Raw genomic sequence first — 21,313 nt, 5'->3', positions numbered from 1 at the left:
GTTCAGGTCCTCACGCGCGGGTCGATCCACGTGTACGACAGGTCGACCAGCAGGTTCACAAGCACGAAAAACATCGCGGCTAGCAGGATGGCGCCCTGCACCACGGGGATGTCCTTTTGGGCGATGGCCTCGGCGGTCACGCGGCCCAGGCCCTGGCGGGCGAACAGCGTCTCGATGACGACGGCGCCCGACAGCAGTTCGCCGCCGACCACGCCGAGCAGCGTCATGGTCGGGATCAGCGCGTTGCGCAGCACATGCACGTTGAAGATGCGGCTCTCGCGCAGCCCCTTGGCGCGCAGCGTGGTGACGAAGGGCTGCTGCAGCGCGTCCAGCATGCCGTCGCGCACCATGCGCAGGATGGGAACGGACACCACCAGCCCCAGCGCCAGCACCGGCAGCACCATCGCCGCCGACGAGTTGCCGATCACCGGCAGCCAGCCGAGCGCGACCGAGAACACCAGGATCAGCAGGATGCCGAGCCAGAAGCCCGGCATCGAATAGACGGTCAGCGCGACGGCCTGGATGGCGTGGTCGGGCCAGCGGCCGGCATGGCGGGCCGACAGCACGCCCAGCGAGACGCCGAGCACCATCGCCACGGCGCAGGCGGCCAGCGTCAGTTGCAGCGTGGCCGGCAGTTGCTTGGTCAGCCGTTGCAGCACCGGCTCGCGCGTGACGAAGCTCTGGCCCAGGTCTCCGCGCGCCAGCGCCGCGAGATAGTCCACATACCGTTGCGCCAGCGGCTTGTCCACGCCGAGCTGCTGGCGCACGCGCTCCAGCACCTCGGCCGGTGCGTCGTCGCCGGCGACGAGCTCGGCCGGGTCGCCGGGCAGCCAGTTCAGCAGCAGGAACACCAGCGTGATGGCGCCGAACACGACGGCCAGCGACGCGAGCAGCCGCTCGACGATGCGGCGCACGTTCATGGCTGGGCCACCCAGGCGCCGTGAAACTGCGGGAACCCGTAGGTGCCGATCGTGATGCCGCGCACCTTGTTCGAGTGCACGACGTTGTAGGTCAGCACGTAGATCGGGATCGAGTAGGTGGCGTCGATGATGCGTTCCTGCGCCTTGGCGTAGAGCGCAGCACGTGCCGCCGGGTCCGTCTGCTGGACGGCCGCGTCGAGCCAGTCGTTGAGTTCGGCATCGTCCACCTGCGACAGGCCAGAGATCGTGCGCGCCTTCGCTGAGTAGATGCGGCGCAGCACGTCCGGGTCGGACGCGAACTGGCTCCAGCCGACCAGGTCGAATTCGCCGCGGCGCGCCTTCTCCAGCATGCTGCCGCCGGGCTGGCTGTCGATGCGCAGGTCGAAGCCGGCTTCGCGCAGCTGGCGGCGCACCATGGCGATGACGTCCAGGCGCTTCTCGCGGTTGCCCTGGCTGTCCAGGAACTGCACCACCAGCCGCTTGCCGTCCTTCTGCCGCACACCGTCCGGGCCGGGTTTCCAGCCAGCGGCGTCCAGCGCGGCGGCCGCCGCCGTGCGGTCAGGTTTCCAGCGGTCTTTCAACGCCGCGTCTGCGCTGGCGACGACGCCGGGCGACAGCGGCGCCCACGCGCGCTGCGCGGTGCCGAGATAGATGGTCTTGACGATGGCGTCGAGGTCGATCGCCTGCCGGAATGCCAGGCGCACGCGCGGGTCGGTCCAGGGCTCGCGGGTGATGTTCAGGTGCAGCGAATAGTTGTGATTCAGCAGCTCCGCCTCGACGACGCCGGTGTCGCGCTGACCGCGTAGCTGCACCAGGTTTTGCGGGGGCAGCAAGTCCACGGCCTGGGCCTGACCGTTCGCCAGCACGGCGGCCCGGGTGGCCTCCTCCGGCACGTTCTTGAACACGAGGCGCTGCAGCCATGCGGCCCCCGTGTGCGAGCTGCCTTCAGGTGCCCAGCGGTAGGCCTCGAAACGCTCGGTCACGACTTCGCTGCCGGGCACGATCTGCGTCACCTTGAAGGGGCCGGTGCCCACGGGATGCGCGGGGATCTGGTCGCCGTAGCGGGCGAGCGCCGTCGGCGAGATCATGCCGAAGGTGGCCTTGGCCAGATGCGACAGCAGCGGTGCGAAAGGTTGCGAGAAATCGAGCCGCACGGTGAACTCGTCGACCACGGTGGCGCCCAGGAAGCCGGTCAGATCCTGACGGCCGGGCAACGTGTTATTCGGGTCGGCGATGCGGTCGAAATTGGCTTTCACGGCGGCGGCGTCGAAGCGCGTGCCGTCGTGGAACGTCACGTCCTGCCGCAGCTTGAACGTGGTGCTGCGGCCGTCCGGCGTGGCCTGCCACTCGGTGGCGAGCCAGGGGCCGAAACGGTTGCCCGGAAGCGGTGCGACCAGGCTGTCGAACACCGAACGCATGATGCGCACGTGCGGTGCGAACAGGGCGCGCTGTGGGTCCAGGGGAAAGGTGGAGGCGCCGGCGCCGTCGAAGGCGAACACCAGCTCCCCGCCGGCCACGGGTTTGTTAGCGGCGGTGGCGCCGCCGTCGTTGCCGGCACGCCTGCTGTCGCAGGCGACCAGCAGCAGCATCGCACTCAAGGTGGCCAACAGCAGGCGCATCGTCTCGCTCCGATCAGTAGTGCGGCAGGGCGTCGAAGTCTTCGACCAGCACGCGCTCCAGCTCGCGCGGGTAGTCGCCGTAGTTGCTGACGGCGTAGTGCAGGCCGGCGCGGTTGTCCCAGAAGGCCAGCGCGTGCTTGCTCCACTTGAAGCGGACATGGAACTCGGGCTTGGCGTAGACGCGCTCCAGCTCGGCGATCAGCGCAGCGCTCTCGGCGCGGTCCCAGCCGATGACGCTGGGGTTCTGCGAGAAGTTCAGCCACAGGATCTTTTCGCCGGTCTCCGGGTGCACGCGCACCAGGCGATGGGCGACGATGGGGTAGTCCAGCTCGACGCGCTTGAGCGCACTCTGGAAGTCGTGCACGACGTACAGGTCGGCGATCTTTTCCTTCAGCTCGTCGGACAGGCTTTCGTACACGGCATGGCCATCGGCCCAGACGGTGTCGCCGCCGACCTCGGGAATGTCCACCTCACGCAGCACCGCACCCCATGCCGGGCGCACCAGCCAGCTCGTGTCGGTGTGCCAGCGGCCCGAGGTCACCTTGTAGACCTTGCGGGTCTCGGCCGCCGAGATGCGGTGCGAGTCGGCCGTGCTGGCGTCGAAGCGCGTCTCGGTGCGGCGCGTGTTGGGGTGCTGGTAGATCTTGCCGAACTGGCGGGCGAAGGCGACCTGCTGTTCGTGGTTGATCGGCTGGTCACGGAAGAACACCACGCGGTGCTTGAGCAGCAGCGCCTTGATCTCGTCGCGCTGCTCGATGCTGAGGGGCTGGCGCAGGTCGATGCCGCTGATCTCAGCGCCGATGGTGGGTTCCAGCTGCTTGACGGTGAGCGTGCCGGTCTTGGCGCGCGTGGTTTCGTTGAGGACGGCGGACATGCGTGTCTCCTGCGGGTGGGTGGGGTGGCGTTGACGCCACGGGGGAAGGCAGCTCAGAGTTCGTAGCTGAGCCGGGCGTAGGCGAAGCGGCCGTTCACGCCATAGGGGCTGAACGAGCCGTAGTTGTTGGTGGCGTCGATGCGGGTGCCACCGGGCAGCGCGGCGTCGGCCGTCGGCGTGACGGGCTGGCTCGTGGGCCGCACACCGAACAGGTTGTTGGCCCCGAGCGCTGCGGTGATGCTGCGGGTGAGCTTCCAGCCGAGTTCGAGGTCGGTGATCCAGCGCGCGGCGAAGGTGCGGTCCAGGCCGAGCGCGGCGGTGGCACCGGCAGCCTCGGTGTAGCCGCCGAAGCGGGTCAGGCGCAGGTTCGCCGTGGCCGGGCCGCGGGACCAGTTCGCGCCGAGCACCAGCTTGTCCTTGGGGCTGGAGCCGGTGAGCTGTGACTGCGCCACCCGGCCGAAGGGCGTGTAGCGGGTGCCGAATGCCGCCAGCTCGGCCGGGTTGGCCTTGATGCGGTCGATGCTGATCTTGTTGCGGTTGTAGAGCGCCGACCAGCGCACCTGGCCGAGCGTGCCGTGGCTGGTGCTGTATTCGGAGGTGATGTCGATGCCGCGGGTGGTGATGTCGGCGGCGTTCAGGTTGTACTGGGCCGAGCTGGTGGGCGCCGGGTCGATCAGGCCGATGGACAGCAGCGCGTCACGCACGATGGTCGAGCCGCCCGAGTCGGTCAGCGCTTCGCCCTTGATGATCAGGTCGGAGACCTTGATCTGGTAGGCGTCCACCGTCAGGCGCAGGCCGCGCGCCGGCTCGAAGGTGAGACCCAGGCTCAGGTTCTTGGACTTCTCCGGCGTCAGCGGGCTGGCGCCCAGCGACTTGGCGGCCGGGCTGGTGGGCGGCAGGTAGGCGATGAGTGCCGAACGCACCACGCCGTCGTTGCCGCGCACGCTGGAGCTTTGGGTGACCGAGAAGATCTGCTGGGCCAGCGACGGCGCGCGGAAGCCGGTGCTGGCCGTGCCGCGCACCGCGAAACCCTCCGCCACCTCGTAGCGCAGCGACAGCTTGCCGCTGGCGGTGTCGCCCGAGCTGTCGTTGTAGCGCTCGAAGCGGGCGGCGGCACTGGCGTAGAAGTTCTGCGTGATGTTGGCGCCCAGGTCGGCGTAGGCGGCCACGCTGTTGCGCTCCAGCGCACCGGCGTCGCGCGCCGAGGTGCCGATGAAGGATTGCAGGCCGGCGGGCGGGCGCTGGCCGGCGCGCGGTGTGCCGACGGGGTAGATGTAGCCGCCGTCGCGGTAGGAGTCGGGCTCGCCGGCGCCTTCTGCGTAGCGCTCCCAACGGTCTTCCAGGCCGAACGACAGCTGTGCCGGCTTGGCCGTGCCGATGTCGATCTCGCGGGTGATGTCGAAATTGACGGTGCTCTGCTTGAACAGCAGGTTGCCGAGGTAGAACTCAGTCTTGGCGTTGGTGGGGCCGAGCGAGCTGTTGGTGGTGTTGCGGGCATTCAGCACCGCCAGGTCGCGGGCATAGGTGGCGCTGAGGTCGTAGTTCCAGCCGGCGAGCAGGCCCTTGCTGCCGAAGGCCAGCTGGTAGTTGGGCTGGCTGATGAGCCGCTGCGTGGCGAAGCCGTCGGGGAAGACCTCCAGCAGCGTGTTCAGCGAGTTGGGCCGGTAGCTGCCACGCGTGTCGACGATGTCGCGGTAGCTGAAGGTGGAGAAGGAGTACAGCGTCACCGCCTCGGAGAACGGCAGTTCGGCGTTGTAGGCGGTGTTGATGACGCTGTCGCGGTTGGATCGGCCGCTGCCCTTGGCGAACAGCCGGTCGATAGTTTCCTCGCGCGGGTCGGGCGTGGCGCCGGGCGTGCCATAGGGCACCGGCTTGCCGTTGAGCAGCGGGAAGTAGAAGGGGCCCTGTGCTTCACCAGCCGAGTAGGACGGGCCTTGCAGCCGTACGTCGACGGAGACGTTGATGAAGCCGCCGTCTTCGCCCAGAGACAGGCCCTTGTTGAAGCCGACCTGCGCCAGGTCGCCGGGGCGGTCCTGCTGCTGGCCGGCCGTGAGCGCGATGCTGCCGCCGTCGGCGCTGCGCTTGAGGATGATGTTCAGCACGCCGGCGATGGCGTCCGAGCCGTACTGCGCCGCCGCGCCGTCGCGCAGCACCTCGATGCGCTCGATGGCCGAGACCGGGATCAGGTCCAGGTCGACCGGCACGCTGCCGGTGCCGAAGTTGTTGTAGACGGCGGTGTTGTGGCGGCGCTTGCCGTTCACAAGCACCAGCAGCATGTCGCCGGAGAGGCCGCGGATCTTGGTGGGCCGGACGCTGGCCGACGTGCCGCCGCCGGGCTGGGACGGCGCGGTGTAGGAGGGCACCAGCGTGCCGATGACCTCGCGCAGGCTGGCCTTGCCGCTGGCGCGGATCTCCTCGCCGCTGACCACGTCGATGGGCGAGGGGCTGTTCGTCACGGCGATCTGCTTGCCGCGTGAGCCTGTGCTGATGACGACCCGGCTCAGCTCCGACGCGGCCGGCGCTGCTGCCGGTGCCTGTTGCTGCGCCCACGCGGGCAGGGCGGCGCAGGCCAGCATGAGGGTGGAAAGTCGGTGTGACGCAGGGCGGAAACGCGGGTTCGCAGGCAGGCTCATGGGAGGGAATACGGTCCGGGGTGGTGTGCGATGAAGTGGCGCCTAGGCCACCAACGAAGCGCATGCTAGGGAGCCCGTGCAGATTTAATAACTATGCTTTTCGTATATGTTTATGTTCGTCATATTTGCGATATATGCATATTTAGTGGGCGCGTATGGGGCGCATGTTCTAGGTCTTGCGTCCCTTTTTGGGGCGTTACGATGACGGCGTTTTTCAAACGCATGACACCGACAGCGCCTCTATGAAGACTGATGATTTGCGTGCTTTTGATGCCGTGGTGCGCCATGGCTCCATCAGTGAGGCCGCCCGGGCGCTGAACCTGACCCAGCCCGCCATCACGCGTCGCATCCAGAGCCTGGAAGAGGCGCTCGGCGCGCAGCTGCTGGACCGCAGCACCAAGCCGCCACGCCCCTCCGTGCTGGGCCTGCGCGTGCACGAGCAGACCAAGAGCGCGCTGCGCGAGATCGATGTGCTGGCTCAGCTGGTGGCGGCCGATGCCGAGCCGACGGGTCAGCTGCGCCTGGGCCTGACGCATTCGATGGGGTCCATCGGCCTGATCGAGGTGCTCAGCGAGATGCAGCGCTCGTACCCGGACGTCAGCATGCAGATCTCCACCGACTGGAGCGCGCGCCTGCTCGACAAGGTGGTGCAGGGCAAGCTGGACGCCGCGACCGTCTTCCTGCCCGCCAAGGCGCTGGCCCCCGACGGCTTGAGCGGCGAACGCCTGGGCTCCACCGACGTGGTGGTGGTGGCGGCCAAGGGGCGCTTCGCACAGACGGGCGGCAAGCTGCGCAGCTATGCGGAGACCGGCTGGGTCCTCAACCCGGAAGGTTGCGGCTTTCGCGCCGCGCTGCAACGCCGGCTGTCCGATCTGGGCCTGCGCCTGCAGCTCAACATGGAAACCTACGGCAGCGAACTGCAACTGGGCCTGGTGGCCTCGGGCCTGGGGGTCGGCCTGGTCTCGCGGCCCGCCCTCATGGCCAGCCAGTGGCGCGACGAGCTGGACCTGCTGTCACCGCGGGACTTCTCCCTGTCCGTCGACGTGTGGCTGGTCGGCCCCGGTTTCCACGGCAACATGGCCAAGGCGGTGGCCCACTTCGGCGAGGGCATTGCCAAGGGATTCGAGCAGCCGGCGCCGGCCGGCCGCGGCCGCGCGCGCTGAGCCTGCCGCCGTCATGACCCGGTGGACGCGTAGTGCCGCACGCCCACGCGCCACGCCGCAAGGGACAGCGCCAGGAAGGCCAGACCCGCCAGTGGCGACACGGCGCCCAGCCAGGCCGGTGCGCCCAGCGGGTCGGGCCGCTGCAGGATGAAGAGCGCCGGGTAGTAGGCCACCGCGGCCAGCGGCACGCCGAAGCTCAGCAGCCGCCTGAACCAACGCTCGTAGATGGCCAGCGGGTATTGCGCCGCCTGCACGCCGCCGTAGGTCAGCACATTCGCCACCTCCAGGCTCTCCACCGTCCAGAAGGCGAGGGTGCCCTGCAGCACCAGGATGCCCAGGAACAGCGCCGCCCCACCGACCACGGCGAACAGCGCCACGGCCAGCGTGGCTGCGTCCCACATGAACACGCCCTGCGCACCGGCCCACAGCAGCACCAGCCCGCCCTGCAGCAGGCGACCCAGGCGGCTGATGCGAAGGTCGTGGCCCATCAACTGCAAGGTCAGCGTGCGCGGGCGCAGCAGCAGGCGGTCGAACTGGCCGCTGCGCAGCAACTCGCTGCCCAGCACGTCGAAGCCGCGGCCCAGCGCGTCGGCGATGGCGAACATGATGTTGGCCAGGCCGTAGAACACCGCCACCTCGGCCAGCTGCCAGCCCTGCACGGTGCCGAAGCGGTGGAACAGCGCCCACACCGCCACGGCCTCGATGCCGGTGGCCGCGAACTGGCCCACGGTCAGCATGGCGGCCGACAGCGGGCAGCGCGCCTGGCCGCGCAGCGAGGCAGCCAGCAGGCGCAACAGCAGCGCATCCATGCTCAACCGCCCTGCACGTCGAGTGCGCGGAAGCTGTGCGCCAGCAGCAGCCGGCCCAGCACCACGAGCAGCACCAGCCAGCCCAGCTGAAGGCCCAGCGCCCAGGTGCCGACCTGGCCGAAATACAGGCGCAGCGGAATGTCCAGCAGGCCGGCCAGCGGCTGCAGCAGCAGGGCCGCCTGCCAGCCGTCGGGCAGCAAAGCCAGCGGCAGCAGGTTGCCCGACAGCACGATCACCACCGGCGTGGCCAGCGCGTTGATGCCGCGCGCATCCAGCGCCGCCAGCGTGGCGATGTTCAGCAGCATCACCATCGCCGTGGCCAGCGCCCAGGCCAGCAAGGCCGACAGCAGGAAGGCCAGCGCCGCGCCGGCTGTGGCGGGCGCCTGCCAGGCCCATGGCGACGCGCCGCACAGCGGCAGCAGCAGCGCGGCAAAGCCCGCCATCAAGGCCAGTCGTGGCAGCACGCGGGCCGCCAGCCAGCCGGCGCTGCGCGCGTACCAGAGCGCATAGGTGTCCAGCGGGCGCAGCCGGTCGTAGGCGACGGCACCGCTGCGCACGGCCTGCGCCACCTCCGGGTCGCCGGCCCAGGGCAGCAGCGTCAACAGGCCCTGCGCGGTCCAGGTGTAGCTGATGGCCTGGCTCAGCGGCATGGCGCCCGCATGGGGTGCGCCAGCGTAGAAGGCCGCCAGCACCATGACCTTGATGCCACCCCACCAGCACTGCGTGACGAAGCCGGCCAGCGCCGCGCTGCGGTACTGCAGCATCGCCAGCCAGCGTGCGCGGAAGGCAGCACCGTAGGGGCGCAGCAGTGCGGCCGGGTTCATGCTTCCGTGGCGCCATGCAGGGCGTAGAAGCGGGTGATGACTTCCTCGATGGCCAGGTCATCGCCGCCCGCCTCGGCGCCGGGCTGCGGCGCGATGGCCTGTGCCTGGCTGCGCAGTGCCTGCACCGAGGTGTCGGCCAGCAGCCGGCCGTGGCCGATGACCAGCACGCGCTCCGCCAGCGCCTCGATGTCATGCATGTCGTGTGTGGTGAGCAGCACCGTGGTGCCGCGCTCGCGGTTGGCGCGCTTCACGAAGCCGCGCACAGCCAGCTTGGACGGTGCATCCAGGCCGAGCGTTGGCTCGTCCAGGAACAGCAGCTCGGGCTCGTGCAGCAGCGCCGCGGCGATCTCGGCGCGCATGCGCTGGCCCAGCGAGAGCTGGCGCACCGGCTGGTCGATGATGGCCGCCAGGTTCAGCAACGCCACCAGCTCGTCGCGCGTGCGGCGGTAGCGGGCCGGGTCCACGCGGTAGATGTCGCGCAGCAGGTCGAAGCCCTCGCCCACGGGCAGGTCCCACCAGAGCTGGATGCGCTGGCCGAAGACGACGCCGATGCGCGCCACATGCCGCTTTCGGTCGGCAAACGGGTCACGCCCGTCCACCGTCACGCGCCCGCCGTCGGGCCGCAGGATGCCGGCCAGCAGCTTGATGGTGGTGGACTTGCCCGCGCCGTTGGGGCCGACGAAGCCCAGCAGCTCGCCGCGCTGCAGCGTGAAGGACACGCCGTCCAGCGCCTGCACCACGCGGTGGCGCCGGCGCAGCAGGCCGCGCCAGGCGCCCAGCAGGCCGGGGTCGCGCTCGGCAATGCGGTAGATCTTGCTGAGGTTCTCGACACTCACGTGCGTCATCGGCGGACTTTCCGGGTGTGGGTGCAACGGCGCTGCGGCATCGGAACCGGCCGGGCATTTGAGGTGATCTCAGGGCGCCGAAGTGTCGCAGCGTCGACGTCGGTTGTGTCAGCGCCGAGACCGATGCTGGTGCTTTTGTGAATGCGGATGGTGCATATATGTTTATAAGAATAATGCGCTTTTGTGTTGTTTTGTCGATCTCTAGGATCGCGCCCACTCATTGCATTTCAGGAGAGCGTCATGCCCGTCGAATTCATCGGTTACGTCGCGCCACGCGAGTCCAGCGAGATCGTGGCCGCCACGGGTCCCGCCATCGACCGCAGCTGGATCAGCACCGTGGCCAAGGCGCACGAGCATGTCGGCTTCGACCGTGCGCTGGTGGCCTACGGCAGCCACAGCGCCGACGCCCAGCAGATCGTGGCCTATGCCGCGCACGAGACGAGCCGGCTGAACTTCATGCTCGCGCATCGACCGGGCTTCGTGTTCCCGACCCTGGCGGCGCGCCAGCTCGCCACGCTGGACCATTTCAGCGAAGGCCGGCTGGCCGTGCACATCATCAGTGGCGGCAACGATGCCGAACAGCAGCGCGACGGCGACTACCTGGGCCACGACGAGCGCTACCAGCGCACCGACGAATACCTCAGCGTGGTCAAGCAGACCTGGACGAGCAATCAGCCCTTCGACTTCGAGGGCCGGCACTACAAGCTCAGGGACAACATCTCCAGCGTCAAGCCGCTGCAACGGCTGAACGGCCAGCCGCATGTGCCGATCTTCTTCGGCGGCTCCTCCGATGCGGCCATCCGCGTGGCGGGCAAGCATGCCGATGTCTACGCGCTGTGGGGCGAGCCGCTCGACCAGGTGCGCGAGACCATCGCCCGCGTGCGCGCGTCCGCAGCCGAGCATGGCCGCGAGCAGCATGTGCGTTTCTCGCTGAGCCTGCGTCCCATCATCGCGGCCACCGAAGAGGCCGCATGGGCGAAGGCGCAGGGCATCCTGGCGCAGGCGCGTGACGTCATCACCCAGAGCCGGCGCTGGCAGGAGCGCCAGGGCCAGGCACCGCAGAACGTGGGTTCGCAGCGCCTGCTGCAGGCGGCCAGCCGCGGCAAGGTGGTCGACGCGCGGCTCTGGACCGAGCTGTCCGCGCTGACCGGTGCGGCTGGCAACTCGACGTCGCTGGTGGGCACGCCCGAGCAGGTGGCCGAGTCGCTGCTGGCGTATCACGAGGCGGGTGTGAGCACCTTCCTGATCCGTGGCTTCAAGCCGTTGCAGGACGCGCTGGACTACGGCCGTCATCTCATTCCGCTGGTGCGCGAGGAGATCGCACGCCGTGAAGCCACCGCAGCACCTCACCTGGCCAACGCCGCCTGAAGGAACCAGACCATGAGCAAGATCGAATTCATCGGCCTCGTCGGCAACCAGGAAGGCAGCGAGGCCTACCCGTCCAGCGGCGGCCCTGTCGTCCAGAAGCGCTATGTGTCGCTGGCCGCGCGGGCCCACGAGAGCGCGGGCTTCGACCGTGTGCTGCTGGGCTACTTCAGTGCTGCACCGGACACGCTGCAACTCGCGTCCTACGTCGCGCACCAGACCGAAACGCTGAGCCCGCTGATCGCCCACCGCCCTGGTTTCACCGCACCCACGCTGGCCGCGCGCACCTTCGCGACGCTGGACCAGCTCAGCGCCGGCCGCGTCGCCATCAACTTCATCACCGGCGGCAACGATGCCGAGCAGCAGCGTGACGGCGATTTCCTGAGCCATGACGAGCGCTACGAGCGCACTGGCGAATACATCGAGGTGCTGAAGAAGGTCTGGACCAGCGACAAACCCTTCGACCATGAAGGTAAGCACTACCGCGTGACGGGCGCCTACTCCGACGTGAAGCCGGTCAACGGCCACATCCCGATCTACTTCTCGGGCTCGTCCGACGCCGCCATCCGCATCGCCGCCAAGCATGCCGACGTCTACATGCTGTGGGGTGAGCCGGTCGCGCAGGTGCGCGAGGTGGTGCAGCGCGTGCGCGCCGCGGCGGCCGAGCACGGGCGCGACAAGCTGATCCGCTTCAGCCTGTCGCTGCGCCCGGTGCTGGCCGAGACCGAGGAAGCGGCCTGGGCGCGCGCCGACGACATCCTGGCGCGTGCCAAGGCCGCCAAGGCGAACAGCCCGTTTGCTGCCCGCTTCCGCGGTGTCGGTGCGCCGCAGAACGTCGGTTCGCAGCGCCTGCTGGCCGTGGCCGCGCAGGGCAGGGTGGTGGACAAGCGGCTGTGGACCGAGATGGCCGCGCTGTCAGGCGCCGGCGGCAACAGCACGGGGCTGGTCGGCACGCCGCAGCAGGTGGCCGAGTCGCTGCTGGACTACCACGACGTGGGTATTGACACCTTCCTCGTCCGTGGCTTCGATCCGCTGCCCGACAGCGTGCAGTACGGCCGCGAGCTGATTCCGCTGACGCGTGCGCTCGCCGCGCAGCGTGCCGTACAGGCGGCGTGATGCCGGTTTCGCCGCGCAGGCCCTGGCCCGGCGCTCGACCATTCCTTGAACCTGTTCCTGAAAGAGAAGTCCCATGAGCAAAAACCGCATCGTTGTCGTGATCGGCAACCCCGGCGTCAAATCTCGCACCAAGGTGCTGGCGCAGGCGATTGCCTCCCGGCTCGTCGATGGCCTGGCCGGCCACCTGGCCGTCGAGGTGCAGACCGTGGAGATCGCGCAGTTGGCGCCGCATCTGCTGGCCAGTGGCTGGCCGGCCGAGCTGCCGCCCGAGGGCGTGGCGGCGGTGCGCGCCATCGAGACGGCCGACCTCGTCATCGCCGCCACCCCGGTCTACAAGGGCTCCTACACTGGCCTCTTCAAGCATCTGTTCGATCTCGTCGGGCCGGACGCTCTCGTCGGCCGCCCGGTGCTGCTGGCCGCCAATGGCGGCAGCGACCGCCATGCATTGGTGGTGGACCACCAGTTGCGTCCGCTGTTCTCCTTCTTCCGCGCGCTGAGCGTGCCCTCGGCCGTCTATGCGGCCGAGTCCGACTTCGACGGCTACACCATCGTCAACAGTGGCTTGAAGGCCCGCATCGCCGAGGCGGCGGGGCAGGCGGTGGATCTGCTGGTGCAGGCCAGCGCGCAGCGTGAGGCGAGCCTACTTCAGCGGCAGGCGGCGTGAAGTCGTCCAGCGTGGTTCTGGCGCGGTGGCGCCAGATCACCCGTTGAAGACACGCGCTGGCCAGCCAGGCCAGCGCAGCGTTTCATGCAGGCTGCAGCACACGGAAGCCATGCGTGCCGTCGCGGCCGAGCTGCGCGACGAGGCCGAACTCCCAATCCAGATAGCCCTGCATGGCCTCGCGAGGCGCGTCGGTCCCTTCATAGGGGCGGCGGTAGCGGTCGATGCGCGGGCTGAGCAGGCGCTCACCGCCTGGCTGCAGCGGCTGCCCCGCCGCGGCCCAGGCCGCGTTGCCGCCTTCCAGCACCGAGACTGGAATGTCGGTCAGTGCCTGGATGTCGACGGCCGCCAGGCGCGCGAGCAGGCTGGTGCCGCAGGTGGCGACGATCCGCTTCGGCGCCTCGGGCAGGCCCTTCAACGCCGCGGAGAGCTGCGAACGCAAGGCCCACCAGGCGCCAGGCACGTGGCCCTGCACATGCTGGGCGCTGGGGGCGAAGTCGATCACGGTGGCGGCATCTTCGGCCAGCAGCCCGGCCAGTTCGGCCACGCCGATGGTCTGCACTTCAGGCGACGCGCCGCGTGCAGGCTGCCATGTGCCAGTTTCCAGGCCTTCGCTCGGGTGCGGCGCATCGAGCCACGCCACCTCCCAGCCCAGTTGCGCCAGCCAGTGTGCGGTGATCGGGGCGCGCACCGCGTCGCTGGCGCTGCCGCCATCGGTCAGCACGATGCGGGCGCCGCGCACCGCGGCGAAGACATCGGTCTCCTGCACCAGCTGGCCACCCGGCGCACTGCCGAAACCGGGCCGGTGACCGGCCGCGTATTCCTCGGGTGTGCGCACGTCCCAGCGGTAGAGCGTGCGGCTCGCGTCGGCGGCCCAGCGGGCCAGGCAGGCCTCGTCGATGCGCTGCGCGCCGGTGCGTTCAGCCAGCTGTTGCGCGGACTCGCGTGCCGCGGCCAGGCTGGCGGCGCTGACCGGGCCGAAGCGCCGCTGTTGCCCGTGCTCGAGTTCGAACCCGGCCAGCAGCCAGCCGATGGTGCCATTGCGCAGGGCGGCCACCGGATTGGGCAGCCCTGCGTTGACGAGAGATTGCGCGCCGATCAGGCTGCGCGTGCGGCCGGCGCAGTTGACGATGATCCGCGTCGCCGGGTCGGGCGCCAGGTCGCGTGCGCGCAGCACCAGTTCGGCCCCGGGGACGCTGGTGCCGCCTGGAATGCTCATCGTGCGGTACTCGTCGAAGCGGCGCGCGTCCAGCACCACCACGTTCGCGCCGCTGTCCAGCAGCGCCTTGACGTCCTCGGCCGGCAGGGACGGCGTGTCCCGCTCATGCTCCAGCAACTCGCCGAAGGCCTTGCTCGGCACGTTGACGTCGCGGAACAGCTCGCCGCCGGCCTCGGCCCACCCGGCCAGGCCGCCGTCGAGCAGGCTCACGTCCGACCAGCCCAGCGCGATCAGCTTGTGGGCCGACGGCTCGGCCAGGCCTTCGCCGTTGTCGTAGACCACCACGGGCACGTCGCGCCGGGGCAGGCGCCAGGGTGCGTCGAGCTCCAGTCGCGAGGTCGACAACTGGACGGCGAACAGTGGGTGCGCCTGCGCGTAGGGGTCTTCTTCGCGCACGTCGACCAGCGCGATCTCGCGTCGTGCGCGCAAGGCGTCACGCACGGCATCGGTGTGGACGATGGGCAGTTTTTCGGGCAGGTGTTGGCTCATGCGGCGGCGCCCCACAGGTTCGGCAGCGAGGTGTTCGAGTAACCCGAGACGAACGGCTTGACCGTTCCGTCCTGGGCGTAGACATGGCGGTGCACGGTGCCGATGTTGGCGCCGTAGACATGGATGCTGATCGAGACACGGTCGTCGAAGGCATTGGCCACGCGGTGGATGTCGCCGATGCGCGGTGAAACGGCCTCCACGGCACCTTGCGTCAGTTTGCTTGGCTGGCCCTGTGGCACGGCATGGCCCTGCGCATCGAGACCGTAGGGCTGCGAGACCTCCTCGCCGCGCAGCATGCCGATCAGGCCCCAGACGGTGTGGTCGTGGACCGGCGTGGACTGGCCCGGTCCCCAGACGAAGCTGACCACCGAAAAGAGCCCTTGGGGGTCGGCGTGCAGCAGGTACTGCCGGTAGCGTGCCGGGTCAGGCGCGGCCAGGTCGTCAGGCAGCCAGCCGTCGTGCGCCACCAGCGCGCTCAGCAGCGTGCCGACGCGGTCCAGCGCCTGCGCCTCGTCCGGTTGCTCGCGCAGCACTGCGGTGGTGGCGACGATGAAATCACGTAGCGGTGTGGTGTTGATGTCGGGCATGGCGATTCAGTCGGTGAAAGCGAAACGCCCTTCGGCGGCCAACTGTGCCAGCGGCAGGCGCTGGCTGGGCAGTTCGCGGGCCTGCAGGGCTTCAGGCAGCACGGTCTTCTCGCCTTGCCGGCCGATGGCGATCACCGCATGCAGTTGGTAGTCGTCGGGAATGCCCAGGCTGACGCGGGCCTTGTCCCGGTCGAAGCCGCCGATGCCGTGCGTCGCCCATCCAGCCAGGCTCGCCTGCAGCGCCAGGTGGCCCCAGGCGGCGCCAGCGTCGAAGGCGTGCGTGACATTGGGCCCCGCCTCGTCCTTGCCCGGCGCCTGCCAGACCGTTCGCGACACGATCAGCACCAGGGCCGAGGCTCGCTGCGCCCAGCCTTGGTTGTAGGCCGACAGCGTGTCGAACAGCGGCGCCCAGGCCGGCGTGCCCGCGCGACCGTACAGGAAGCGCCAGGGCTGGGCATTGAAGCCCGAGGGCGCCCACCGGGCGGCCTCCAGGAAGCTCAGCAACTTCGGCTCGTCGATGGCCTCGCCGGTGAATGCACGAGGCGACCAACGCTGCGTGAACTGCGGGTCTATGGCATGGGTGGGTTGGCGTGCTGACATGGATGCTTCCGTCGGGTCTCGCCTGTCATCCTAGGTTGCGGGCTGGCTCTCTAAATATAATAATTTCTGATATTAATAAGCGTTATATATGTTGTCATTGAAGAGTGGCGATGGTCTTGTCTGAGCGGCAGATCTCGATCGCTCCAGGCTGTCGGCGCATCCTCGGCCCTATCTGCCCCCATATGCAGGAGACCTGCTATCTGATCCGCATGGATTCTTCGAGCCACCCGAACCGCTAGCCCCGGCCGGTCTTGATCCGCTTGGATTCTTCGAGCCACCCGAAGCGTTAGTCCCGGCCGGTCTCGGGGCCACTAGGTGTGATGTCTCGATAGGTTGTTCACCCGACCTAGTCTGGGAGACTGGAGTTACGACGCTTCAGAACTCTCAGAGAAAGGTGGCCGAGTGAATAGCCATAAGAATGCCAGATTGACGCAGCAGGGACGGCGACTGCTGATCGAGAGGATCAGCGTGATGGGCCTGAAGCATGCGGCCGAGGCAGCGGGCATCAGCAATGCGCACGGCGCGCAAATGGCGCCAGCGCTATGAGCAGTTCGGATGGGCCGGCTTGTACTACCGCAGCTCACGCCCGCACAAGACCCGCGACAGCCTGGATGCCGAACTGAACCTGAACGTCGAGTTCAACGCTAAGTGACTGTCAGATCAAGGTGAATCAGGTCCCACTTACCGCTGAACCCCACAACAAACCCCACATGACGGGCCTGCTACAGATTCGGTGTGCGCAGTTCGTCTGCTGTAGCGGGAGGATGGGCGGGTGCTTACCAGCCGCAGGCAGTCCGTCCACTGCACACGTGGGACGCGGTCGAGTAGGTCCCAAGTCTTGGTGCCTATTGGGACCTCGAAGTGCGTGCGGAAAGTGAGAAGGCGCTGGCCCAGTGGCGGTCCTGTCAGCATGCTGCGTTGCGTTGCGTTGCGTTGCGTTGCGAGGCGCAGGGGCGTGAGCAGGCTATCCCCGCGTTGAATTCAGTTGTGCATCCAGCGTGCATGCACCCAGCGTGCTGCGTGGTCGAGCACAAAGCCCAGCGCCCCGATCAGCAAGATGCCTGCCATCAGCTCCGAGTAGGCCAGCCGGTCGCGCGTATCCAGGATGAAGTAGCCCAGGCCGGCTGACACGCCAAGCATCTCGGCTGGTACCAGCACGATCCAGATGATGCCGATTGCAAGCCGCACTCCCGTGAGGATCTGCGCCGTGATGCCCGGCAGGATCACGCGCCACACTGTTTCGCGGCCCGTGGCCGACACGCTGCGCGCCAGCAGCAGCCAATTCGGGTCCAGTTGCGCCACGCCTGCAGTAGTGCTCAGCAGCACCGGCCACACGGCCGCGAAGGCCAGTAGGAAATAGACCGGCGCATCGCCCACGCCCAGCACCATCACGGCAATCGGCATCCACGAGAGCGGCGAGATCATGCGCAGGAACTGGAACACCGGTCCCGTGGCCTGCGCAAAGCCGCGCCACAACCCGGTGGCCACACCCAATGGCACGCCAAGGCCAATGGCCAGCAGCAGGCCAACGCCCACGCGCTGCAGGCTCAGCCAGGTGTGATGCCAGATGTCGGCGCTTGTTACCAGCCCGGCCAGCGCCTGCAAGGTGGGCCAGGGCGCGAAGGCCGCCGCGACGGGCGTGCGTGCCGTCAGCGCCACGCTGCCCGTCCACCACAGCAGGCCCACGACCAGCAGGCCGACGAAGGGCAGCAGCCAGCGCAGTCCGCCGCCCCGGACCTTCCTTGCAGCCAGGTCCGCCATCAGATCGCGAAGACTTCCTGGCGGCTGTAGTTGGCGGGAATGCCGAACACCGAAGGCCCGCCCACCGCGTCGATGGCCTTGCGCACGAAGCGATCGTCCACCAAGTCCTTTGCCACGAAGGAAGGCTCCAGCGTCTTCAGGAAGGCATCGTTGCCCTCCACCTGCGTGGCCTTGATGGCGCGTACCAATCGTTCGGTGTAGCTCGGGTACGGGTAGGGCTGGAAGTCGATGCGCCGCTGGTGCCAGCCCTTGTTCTTGACGACACCGCTCTTCTCATACTCGGCGTAGTCGGTGGCAGCCAGGACCTTGGTCAGCGTCTGTTGCGTATGCGGCGTGTACTTGCCGGCGCCGTTGTTGGACAGCAGTTGCGCGGTCTGCAGCCGATTTCCCAGCGTCCACTGCTGCGCCTTCACCAGCGCATTGGTCACGCGTTGCGCCCATTCCGGCCGTTCGACCAGGTCGCGCTCGGCCAGGAAGGTGACGCAGCAGGCGTGGTCGCGCCACACGTCGCCCGAGAAACGCAGGATCTTGCCCACGCCCGCAATCTCGGCCTGCGCGTTGAAGGGCTCTGCCACGGTGTACCCCGCGATCCCCTTGCTGGCCAGCGCCGCAACCATCTCGGCCGGCGGCATCACCACCAGATTCACTTCCTTGGGGCCGATGCTGGCGCCGCGCGCGCGCGTGACCGGCGTAAGGCCTGCGTCACGCAGTAGATCCTGGAACAGGATGTTGTGGATCGAGTACCAGAAGGGAATGGCGAAAGTGCGCCCGCCCAGGTCCTGTATGGCGTTGATCTCTGGCGCGACGGTGATGCCCGAGCCGTTGATGTGGTTCCACATGACGACCTTGGCCGGGAACTTGGAGCCGTAGCGCACCCACAGCGTGGCGGGCGACAGCAGATGCACGACGTTGACCTGGCCCGCGACGAAGGCCTCGACGATTTGCGCCCAGCTGCGAAACAGGCGCGGCACCTCTACCTTCAGGCCTTCCTTTTGGAACAGGCCGTTGCCATGTGCCACCAGCAGCGGCGTGGCGTCAGTGATGGGCAGGTAACCGATCTTCACGGGCTGGTCATCGCCCTTGAAGGACTGGGCCATCGTGTCACCTGCTTTCAGTAGGCCCGCAGCGCCCGCGCCTGCCAGGGCCGAAAGGCGCAGCATGTCGCGCCGCGTGAGACCGCAGCCGCAATCGGACGATGCGCAAACATGTGGCGACGGGCCATTGCCGGCGGGCTCTGCGCCGGCACCCAGGGAAGGAAAGCGGAAGGTCATGGCGGTGGGTCAGTCAGTGAAAAGGAATGCGTCCGGAAACGTTCAGTCGGCCTTGTTCGCAGCGGTGACGGTGTTGCTATGGCGCACTTCATGTAGCGCCTCCAGCACCTGCAGTCGCAGTGCGGTGACGGCCTCGGGGTGGTCTTCGCGCGGGCGTGGGATGTCCACGCGCCATTCGCGCATGAGGCGCCCGGGCCGGCCGCCCATGAGCAGGATGCGGTCGCCCACGAGAATGGCTTCGTCGATGTCGTGCGTGACCAGCAATGCGGCCGTGTGCCAGCGGTGCACTACGTCCACGAGCAATTCCTGCATATCTGCGCGTGTGATCGCGTCCAGTGCCGAGAAGGGCTCGTCGGCCAGCAGTAGCTGCGGCTCGCGCGCCAGCGCACGGGCCAGCGCCACGCGCTGTGCCATGCCACCCGACAGCTGCGCCGGATACAGATTGCCCTGGCCGCCCAGACCCACGGCCGCCAGCGCGTCGTCGACGCGGCGTCGCAGCATGGCCTTGTCGTGCCGGGGCTGGTGCTTGAAGTCCAGACCGAAGCCCACGTTGCGTGCGGCGCTCAACCAGGGCAGCAGACTGGGCTGCTGAAAAACCAATGCGGTGCGCGGATGCGGCGCCATGAGTGGCTCACCGCCCAGCCGCACTTCGCCGCCGGTTTGCGTCCCTGCGTGGTTCTCCAGCCGGCCCAGCAGCCGCAGCAGGGTGGATTTGCCGCAGCCGCTGCCACCCAGCAGACAGACGATCTCGCGCTCGCCAATGTCGAGCGACACATTCTCAAAGACGGGCGCTCCGCCTGCATAGCCGAAACGCAGGTCGCGGCCTTCGAGCAGCGGCCGCGTGGCCTCCACAGGCAACACGGCGCTCATGTGGCGTCGGGTTTTGATACGCACGCCTCGGCTTCGCGCGCGGCCTGCTTGTCCAGCTCGCCCAACAGTTGCGTCACGCTGGGCGTGACGATGGGGATGAAGGCCGACTCGCGCCAGCGCCTCGCAAAGCCGCCCGGCAAGTCGCGGTGGTAGGCCCGTCCTCCGCTGGCCTGCAGCTCCAGCTGCAGCGCCTGCTGCACACATTCGTGCAGGTCCAGGCGCAGGCGGAACAGCCGGTGTGGCTCGGTCACGAACAGGCCGCTGTCCACGCCGGACTTGAGAGCCTGCACGGTGTTGTCGAGCCGCTGCGCGAGCGCCTGCAAGGGCGCCTGCAACACGTGCCGGCCCGCACCGACACGCTGGCTGGCTACCGCGTGTGAGGCGCGCGCCAAGCCGATGGACAGGCCGCACTGCAGGCCCAGGAAGGCCGGCCGCACACGCGGCAGGAACGCCGGTGCCTTCTCAGCCAGCAGGTCGCCGGCATCGATCACCACCGCCTGCAATTGCAGCGAGGCCGTGTTGGTGCCGCGCAGCGCGATCAGGTCCAGATCTGGCGAGCGCTGCAGGCCCAGGCGGTCCGAAGGCAGCGCGACCACCATGGGTGCAGCGCCGTCCTCGCGCGCGACGGCCATCGCGGCCAGGAAGCCTTCCTTGCGCAGATTGGTGCACCAGGGCACGTTGCCCTGCAAAACCCAGCCGCCCTCGGGTCGGTTCGCAGCTCGGATGTTGAGCGACTCGATGCCGCTCAGGAACTTCATGACATTGGACAGGCCGGACGCCCCCGCGCCCTCGCCAGCGAGCAGGCGCGGCAGATGCTGTTCTCGCAGCTCCGCGTTGTCCGTCTGGTCCAGCAGTTGGATCAGCACGCGCTGGCCCCAGAAGGCAAAGGCTGCGGCCAGCGAATGCGAAGCCACCTGCGCGATCGCCTCGATGGCGTCACTCACGGTGCCGCCGCGGCCACCGCGCTCGACGGCGATGCCATGGCCCAGTACGCCAGCTTGAGCCAGGCGCGGCACAACGGTGGCGGCCAGCGCCTCGTTCGCGTCCAGGGCTTCGGCGTTCGCGTCCAGCCAGTCGCGTTCGGCCTCAACCAGCATGGGCAGCCCCATCTTGGAGCTGGGCCGGCAGAAAGGCCTGCAGTTCAGGATTGACGGTGTTGCGCGCCAGATTGTTGGCGAAGTTGCACAGCGTGGCCAGGCTCACGCCCAGCACCACGTCCAGCGCTTGCTGTTCGCTGTAGCCCGAGGCGGTAAAGGCGGTCAGGGCTTCATCTTGCACCGCACCGCGAGTGGCGATCACGGCCTCGGTCAAGCGGCGGACCGCGTCGAGCTTTGCGTCGCCTGTGTCCACTCCGTTCTGCAGCGCGATCACCTGCTCAACGGCCAGCTTTGCCTGCTTGAGTGCCACCTTGGTGTGGCCCGCCACGCAGAAGTCGCAACCGTGGACGCGCGCGGCGGTGATCTGCACCACCTCTCGCTCGGCCAGGCTCAATGCACCCTTGGAGTTGATCTGGCCCACCGTGAGGTAGGTCTCCAGCGCTTCAGGCGCATTGGCCAGCACGCCGATCAGGTTGGGCAGGAAGCCGCTGGCGGCTTGAGCCTTCTGGACGAAGGCGCGGCTGCCCTCGGGAGCGGTCTGGGCGGTATGCAGGGTTAGGCGGGTCATGCGCTTGCGAATGGACAAAGTG

At 68.4% G+C, this 21,313-nt stretch carries 19 protein-coding genes and 1 pseudogene; 5 read left to right on the top strand and 15 right to left on the bottom strand.

What is annotated here, in order from left to right:
- Positions 1 to 2: 2 nt before the first annotated feature.
- The 4 genes from QM732_RS11380 to QM732_RS11365 are packed head-to-tail and all read right to left on the bottom strand — an operon-like array spanning position 3 to position 5,989.
- Positions 3 to 920 (bottom strand): ABC transporter permease, encoded by a 918-nt coding sequence (locus tag QM732_RS11380; RefSeq protein ID WP_415656260.1) that lies wholly within the window; start codon positions 918 to 920, stop codon positions 3 to 5.
- A complete protein-coding gene (locus QM732_RS11375; RefSeq protein WP_415656259.1) occupies positions 917 to 2,539 on the bottom strand; it encodes an ABC transporter substrate-binding protein in 1,623 nt (540 codons plus the stop codon). Before QM732_RS11375 ends, QM732_RS11380 begins: the two co-directional genes overlap by 4 nt.
- Before the next feature lie 13 nt (positions 2,540 to 2,552).
- Entirely contained in the window at positions 2,553 to 3,413 is an 861-nt protein-coding gene (locus tag QM732_RS11370; protein ID WP_415656258.1) for a TauD/TfdA dioxygenase family protein, read from the bottom strand.
- A gap of 53 nt (positions 3,414 to 3,466) precedes the next feature.
- Positions 3,467 to 5,989: a TonB-dependent receptor plug domain-containing protein gene (locus tag QM732_RS11365; protein ID WP_415656257.1), complete on the bottom strand. Its 2,523-nt coding sequence runs from the start codon at positions 5,987 to 5,989 to the stop codon at positions 3,467 to 3,469.
- Between the two features lie 299 nt (positions 5,990 to 6,288).
- Here QM732_RS11365 and QM732_RS11360 point away from each other — a divergent pair, with 299 nt between their 5' ends.
- The gene (locus QM732_RS11360; RefSeq protein ID WP_415656256.1) at positions 6,289 to 7,209 is read left to right on the top strand and encodes a LysR family transcriptional regulator; all 921 of its coding nucleotides are present in this window, start codon (positions 6,289 to 6,291) and stop codon (positions 7,207 to 7,209) included.
- A gap of 11 nt (positions 7,210 to 7,220) precedes the next feature.
- Here the strand turns inward: QM732_RS11360 and QM732_RS11355 are convergent, their stop codons facing one another.
- Genes QM732_RS11355 through QM732_RS11345 form a run of 3 tightly spaced genes read right to left on the bottom strand, consistent with a single transcriptional unit; the run spans position 7,221 to position 9,687 of the window.
- Positions 7,221 to 8,018 carry an ABC transporter permease gene (locus QM732_RS11355; protein ID WP_415656255.1) on the bottom strand — a complete coding sequence of 266 codons (798 nt, stop codon included), beginning with the start codon at positions 8,016 to 8,018 and terminating at the stop codon, positions 7,221 to 7,223.
- 2 nt (positions 8,019 to 8,020) lie between these two features.
- On the bottom strand, positions 8,021 to 8,842 hold the full coding sequence (locus QM732_RS11350; RefSeq protein ID WP_415656254.1) for an ABC transporter permease: 822 nt from the start codon (positions 8,840 to 8,842) through the stop codon (positions 8,021 to 8,023).
- Complete coding sequence (locus QM732_RS11345; protein ID WP_415656253.1) at positions 8,839 to 9,687, bottom strand: ABC transporter ATP-binding protein; 849 nt, start codon at positions 9,685 to 9,687, stop codon at positions 8,839 to 8,841. Before QM732_RS11345 ends, QM732_RS11350 begins: the two co-directional genes overlap by 4 nt.
- Positions 9,688 to 9,927: 240 nt before the next feature.
- Between QM732_RS11345 and QM732_RS11340 the strand changes: the two genes are divergently transcribed.
- The 3 genes from QM732_RS11340 to QM732_RS11330 all read left to right on the top strand — a co-directional run bounded on the left by QM732_RS11340 (position 9,928) and on the right by QM732_RS11330 (position 12,832).
- Positions 9,928 to 11,055, top strand: coding sequence for an LLM class flavin-dependent oxidoreductase (locus QM732_RS11340; RefSeq protein ID WP_415656252.1), 1,128 nt, complete (start codon positions 9,928 to 9,930; stop codon positions 11,053 to 11,055).
- 12 nt (positions 11,056 to 11,067) lie between these two features.
- The gene (locus QM732_RS11335; protein ID WP_415656251.1) at positions 11,068 to 12,168 is read left to right on the top strand and encodes an LLM class flavin-dependent oxidoreductase; all 1,101 of its coding nucleotides are present in this window, start codon (positions 11,068 to 11,070) and stop codon (positions 12,166 to 12,168) included.
- A 73-nt stretch (positions 12,169 to 12,241) separates the two neighbouring features.
- The gene (locus QM732_RS11330) at positions 12,242 to 12,832 is read left to right on the top strand and encodes an NAD(P)H-dependent oxidoreductase (RefSeq protein WP_415656250.1); all 591 of its coding nucleotides are present in this window, start codon (positions 12,242 to 12,244) and stop codon (positions 12,830 to 12,832) included.
- An 82-nt stretch (positions 12,833 to 12,914) separates the two neighbouring features.
- Here QM732_RS11330 and QM732_RS11325 read toward each other — a convergent pair whose 3' ends face one another.
- The 3 genes from QM732_RS11325 to QM732_RS11315 are packed head-to-tail and all read right to left on the bottom strand — an operon-like array spanning position 12,915 to position 15,724.
- Positions 12,915 to 14,537: a rhodanese-like domain-containing protein gene (locus QM732_RS11325; RefSeq protein ID WP_415656249.1), complete on the bottom strand. Its 1,623-nt coding sequence runs from the start codon at positions 14,535 to 14,537 to the stop codon at positions 12,915 to 12,917.
- Positions 14,534 to 15,124 (bottom strand): cysteine dioxygenase, encoded by a 591-nt coding sequence (locus QM732_RS11320; RefSeq protein ID WP_415656248.1) that lies wholly within the window; start codon positions 15,122 to 15,124, stop codon positions 14,534 to 14,536. The genes QM732_RS11325 and QM732_RS11320 overlap by 4 nt, the downstream gene beginning before the upstream one ends.
- A 6-nt stretch (positions 15,125 to 15,130) precedes the next feature.
- A complete protein-coding gene (locus QM732_RS11315) occupies positions 15,131 to 15,724 on the bottom strand; it encodes a nitroreductase family protein (protein ID WP_415656247.1) in 594 nt (197 codons plus the stop codon).
- Positions 15,725 to 16,126: 402 nt separating this feature from the next.
- Here QM732_RS11315 and QM732_RS11310 point away from each other — a divergent pair.
- A pseudogene (locus QM732_RS11310) lies at positions 16,127 to 16,361 on the top strand (leucine zipper domain-containing protein); the annotation flags it as partial.
- Between the two features lie 344 nt (positions 16,362 to 16,705).
- On the opposite strand, the gene QM732_RS11305 reads toward QM732_RS11310, so the two are convergent.
- From QM732_RS11305 to QM732_RS11285, 5 genes are all read right to left on the bottom strand, one after another.
- Entirely contained in the window at positions 16,706 to 17,485 is a 780-nt protein-coding gene (locus QM732_RS11305) for an ABC transporter permease (protein WP_415656246.1), read from the bottom strand.
- Positions 17,485 to 18,645 (bottom strand): ABC transporter substrate-binding protein, encoded by a 1,161-nt coding sequence (locus QM732_RS11300; protein WP_415656245.1) that lies wholly within the window; start codon positions 18,643 to 18,645, stop codon positions 17,485 to 17,487. Before QM732_RS11300 ends, QM732_RS11305 begins: the two co-directional genes overlap by 1 nt.
- A 153-nt stretch (positions 18,646 to 18,798) precedes the next feature.
- Positions 18,799 to 19,626, bottom strand: coding sequence for an ABC transporter ATP-binding protein (locus tag QM732_RS11295; protein ID WP_415656244.1), 828 nt, complete (start codon positions 19,624 to 19,626; stop codon positions 18,799 to 18,801).
- A complete protein-coding gene (locus QM732_RS11290) occupies positions 19,623 to 20,723 on the bottom strand; it encodes an acyl-CoA dehydrogenase family protein (protein WP_415656243.1) in 1,101 nt (366 codons plus the stop codon). The genes QM732_RS11295 and QM732_RS11290 overlap by 4 nt, the downstream gene beginning before the upstream one ends.
- Complete coding sequence (locus QM732_RS11285; RefSeq protein WP_415656242.1) at positions 20,713 to 21,291, bottom strand: carboxymuconolactone decarboxylase family protein; 579 nt, start codon at positions 21,289 to 21,291, stop codon at positions 20,713 to 20,715. Before QM732_RS11285 ends, QM732_RS11290 begins: the two co-directional genes overlap by 11 nt.
- Positions 21,292 to 21,313 lie beyond the last annotated feature (22 nt).

It is taken from the genome of Roseateles sp. (genome assembly GCF_047654805.1).
In the GTDB taxonomy this organism is placed as follows: domain Bacteria; phylum Pseudomonadota; class Gammaproteobacteria; order Burkholderiales; family Burkholderiaceae_C; genus Pelomonas.
The sequence above is the reverse complement of the archived record's forward strand: the minus strand, read 5'-3'. Positions and strand labels throughout refer to the sequence as shown.

Coding starts and splice junctions, on each gene's coding strand:
- QM732_RS11355 (WP_415656255.1), bottom strand. CDS start 8,018: ATGGATGCGCTGCTGTTGCGCCTGCTGGCTGCCTCGCTGCGCGGCCAG.
- QM732_RS11340 (WP_415656252.1), top strand. CDS start 9,928: ATGCCCGTCGAATTCATCGGTTACGTCGCGCCACGCGAGTCCAGCGAG.
- QM732_RS11370 (WP_415656258.1), bottom strand. CDS start 3,413: ATGTCCGCCGTCCTCAACGAAACCACGCGCGCCAAGACCGGCACGCTC.
- QM732_RS11290 (WP_415656243.1), bottom strand. CDS start 20,723: ATGCTGGTTGAGGCCGAACGCGACTGGCTGGACGCGAACGCCGAAGCC.
- QM732_RS11295 (WP_415656244.1), bottom strand. CDS start 19,626: ATGAGCGCCGTGTTGCCTGTGGAGGCCACGCGGCCGCTGCTCGAAGGC.
- QM732_RS11350 (WP_415656254.1), bottom strand. CDS start 8,842: ATGAACCCGGCCGCACTGCTGCGCCCCTACGGTGCTGCCTTCCGCGCA.
- QM732_RS11315 (WP_415656247.1), bottom strand. CDS start 15,724: ATGTCAGCACGCCAACCCACCCATGCCATAGACCCGCAGTTCACGCAG.
- QM732_RS11325 (WP_415656249.1), bottom strand. CDS start 14,537: ATGAGCCAACACCTGCCCGAAAAACTGCCCATCGTCCACACCGATGCC.
- QM732_RS11320 (WP_415656248.1), bottom strand. CDS start 15,124: ATGCCCGACATCAACACCACACCGCTACGTGATTTCATCGTCGCCACC.
- QM732_RS11305 (WP_415656246.1), bottom strand. CDS start 17,485: ATGGCGGACCTGGCTGCAAGGAAGGTCCGGGGCGGCGGACTGCGCTGG.
- QM732_RS11300 (WP_415656245.1), bottom strand. CDS start 18,645: ATGCTGCGCCTTTCGGCCCTGGCAGGCGCGGGCGCTGCGGGCCTACTG.
- QM732_RS11375 (WP_415656259.1), bottom strand. CDS start 2,539: ATGCGCCTGCTGTTGGCCACCTTGAGTGCGATGCTGCTGCTGGTCGCC.
- QM732_RS11365 (WP_415656257.1), bottom strand. CDS start 5,989: ATGCTGGCCTGCGCCGCCCTGCCCGCGTGGGCGCAGCAACAGGCACCG.
- QM732_RS11335 (WP_415656251.1), top strand. CDS start 11,068: ATGAGCAAGATCGAATTCATCGGCCTCGTCGGCAACCAGGAAGGCAGC.
- QM732_RS11345 (WP_415656253.1), bottom strand. CDS start 9,687: ATGACGCACGTGAGTGTCGAGAACCTCAGCAAGATCTACCGCATTGCC.
- QM732_RS11380 (WP_415656260.1), bottom strand. CDS start 920: ATGAACGTGCGCCGCATCGTCGAGCGGCTGCTCGCGTCGCTGGCCGTC.
- QM732_RS11330 (WP_415656250.1), top strand. CDS start 12,242: ATGAGCAAAAACCGCATCGTTGTCGTGATCGGCAACCCCGGCGTCAAA.
- QM732_RS11360 (WP_415656256.1), top strand. CDS start 6,289: ATGAAGACTGATGATTTGCGTGCTTTTGATGCCGTGGTGCGCCATGGC.
- QM732_RS11285 (WP_415656242.1), bottom strand. CDS start 21,291: ATGACCCGCCTAACCCTGCATACCGCCCAGACCGCTCCCGAGGGCAGC.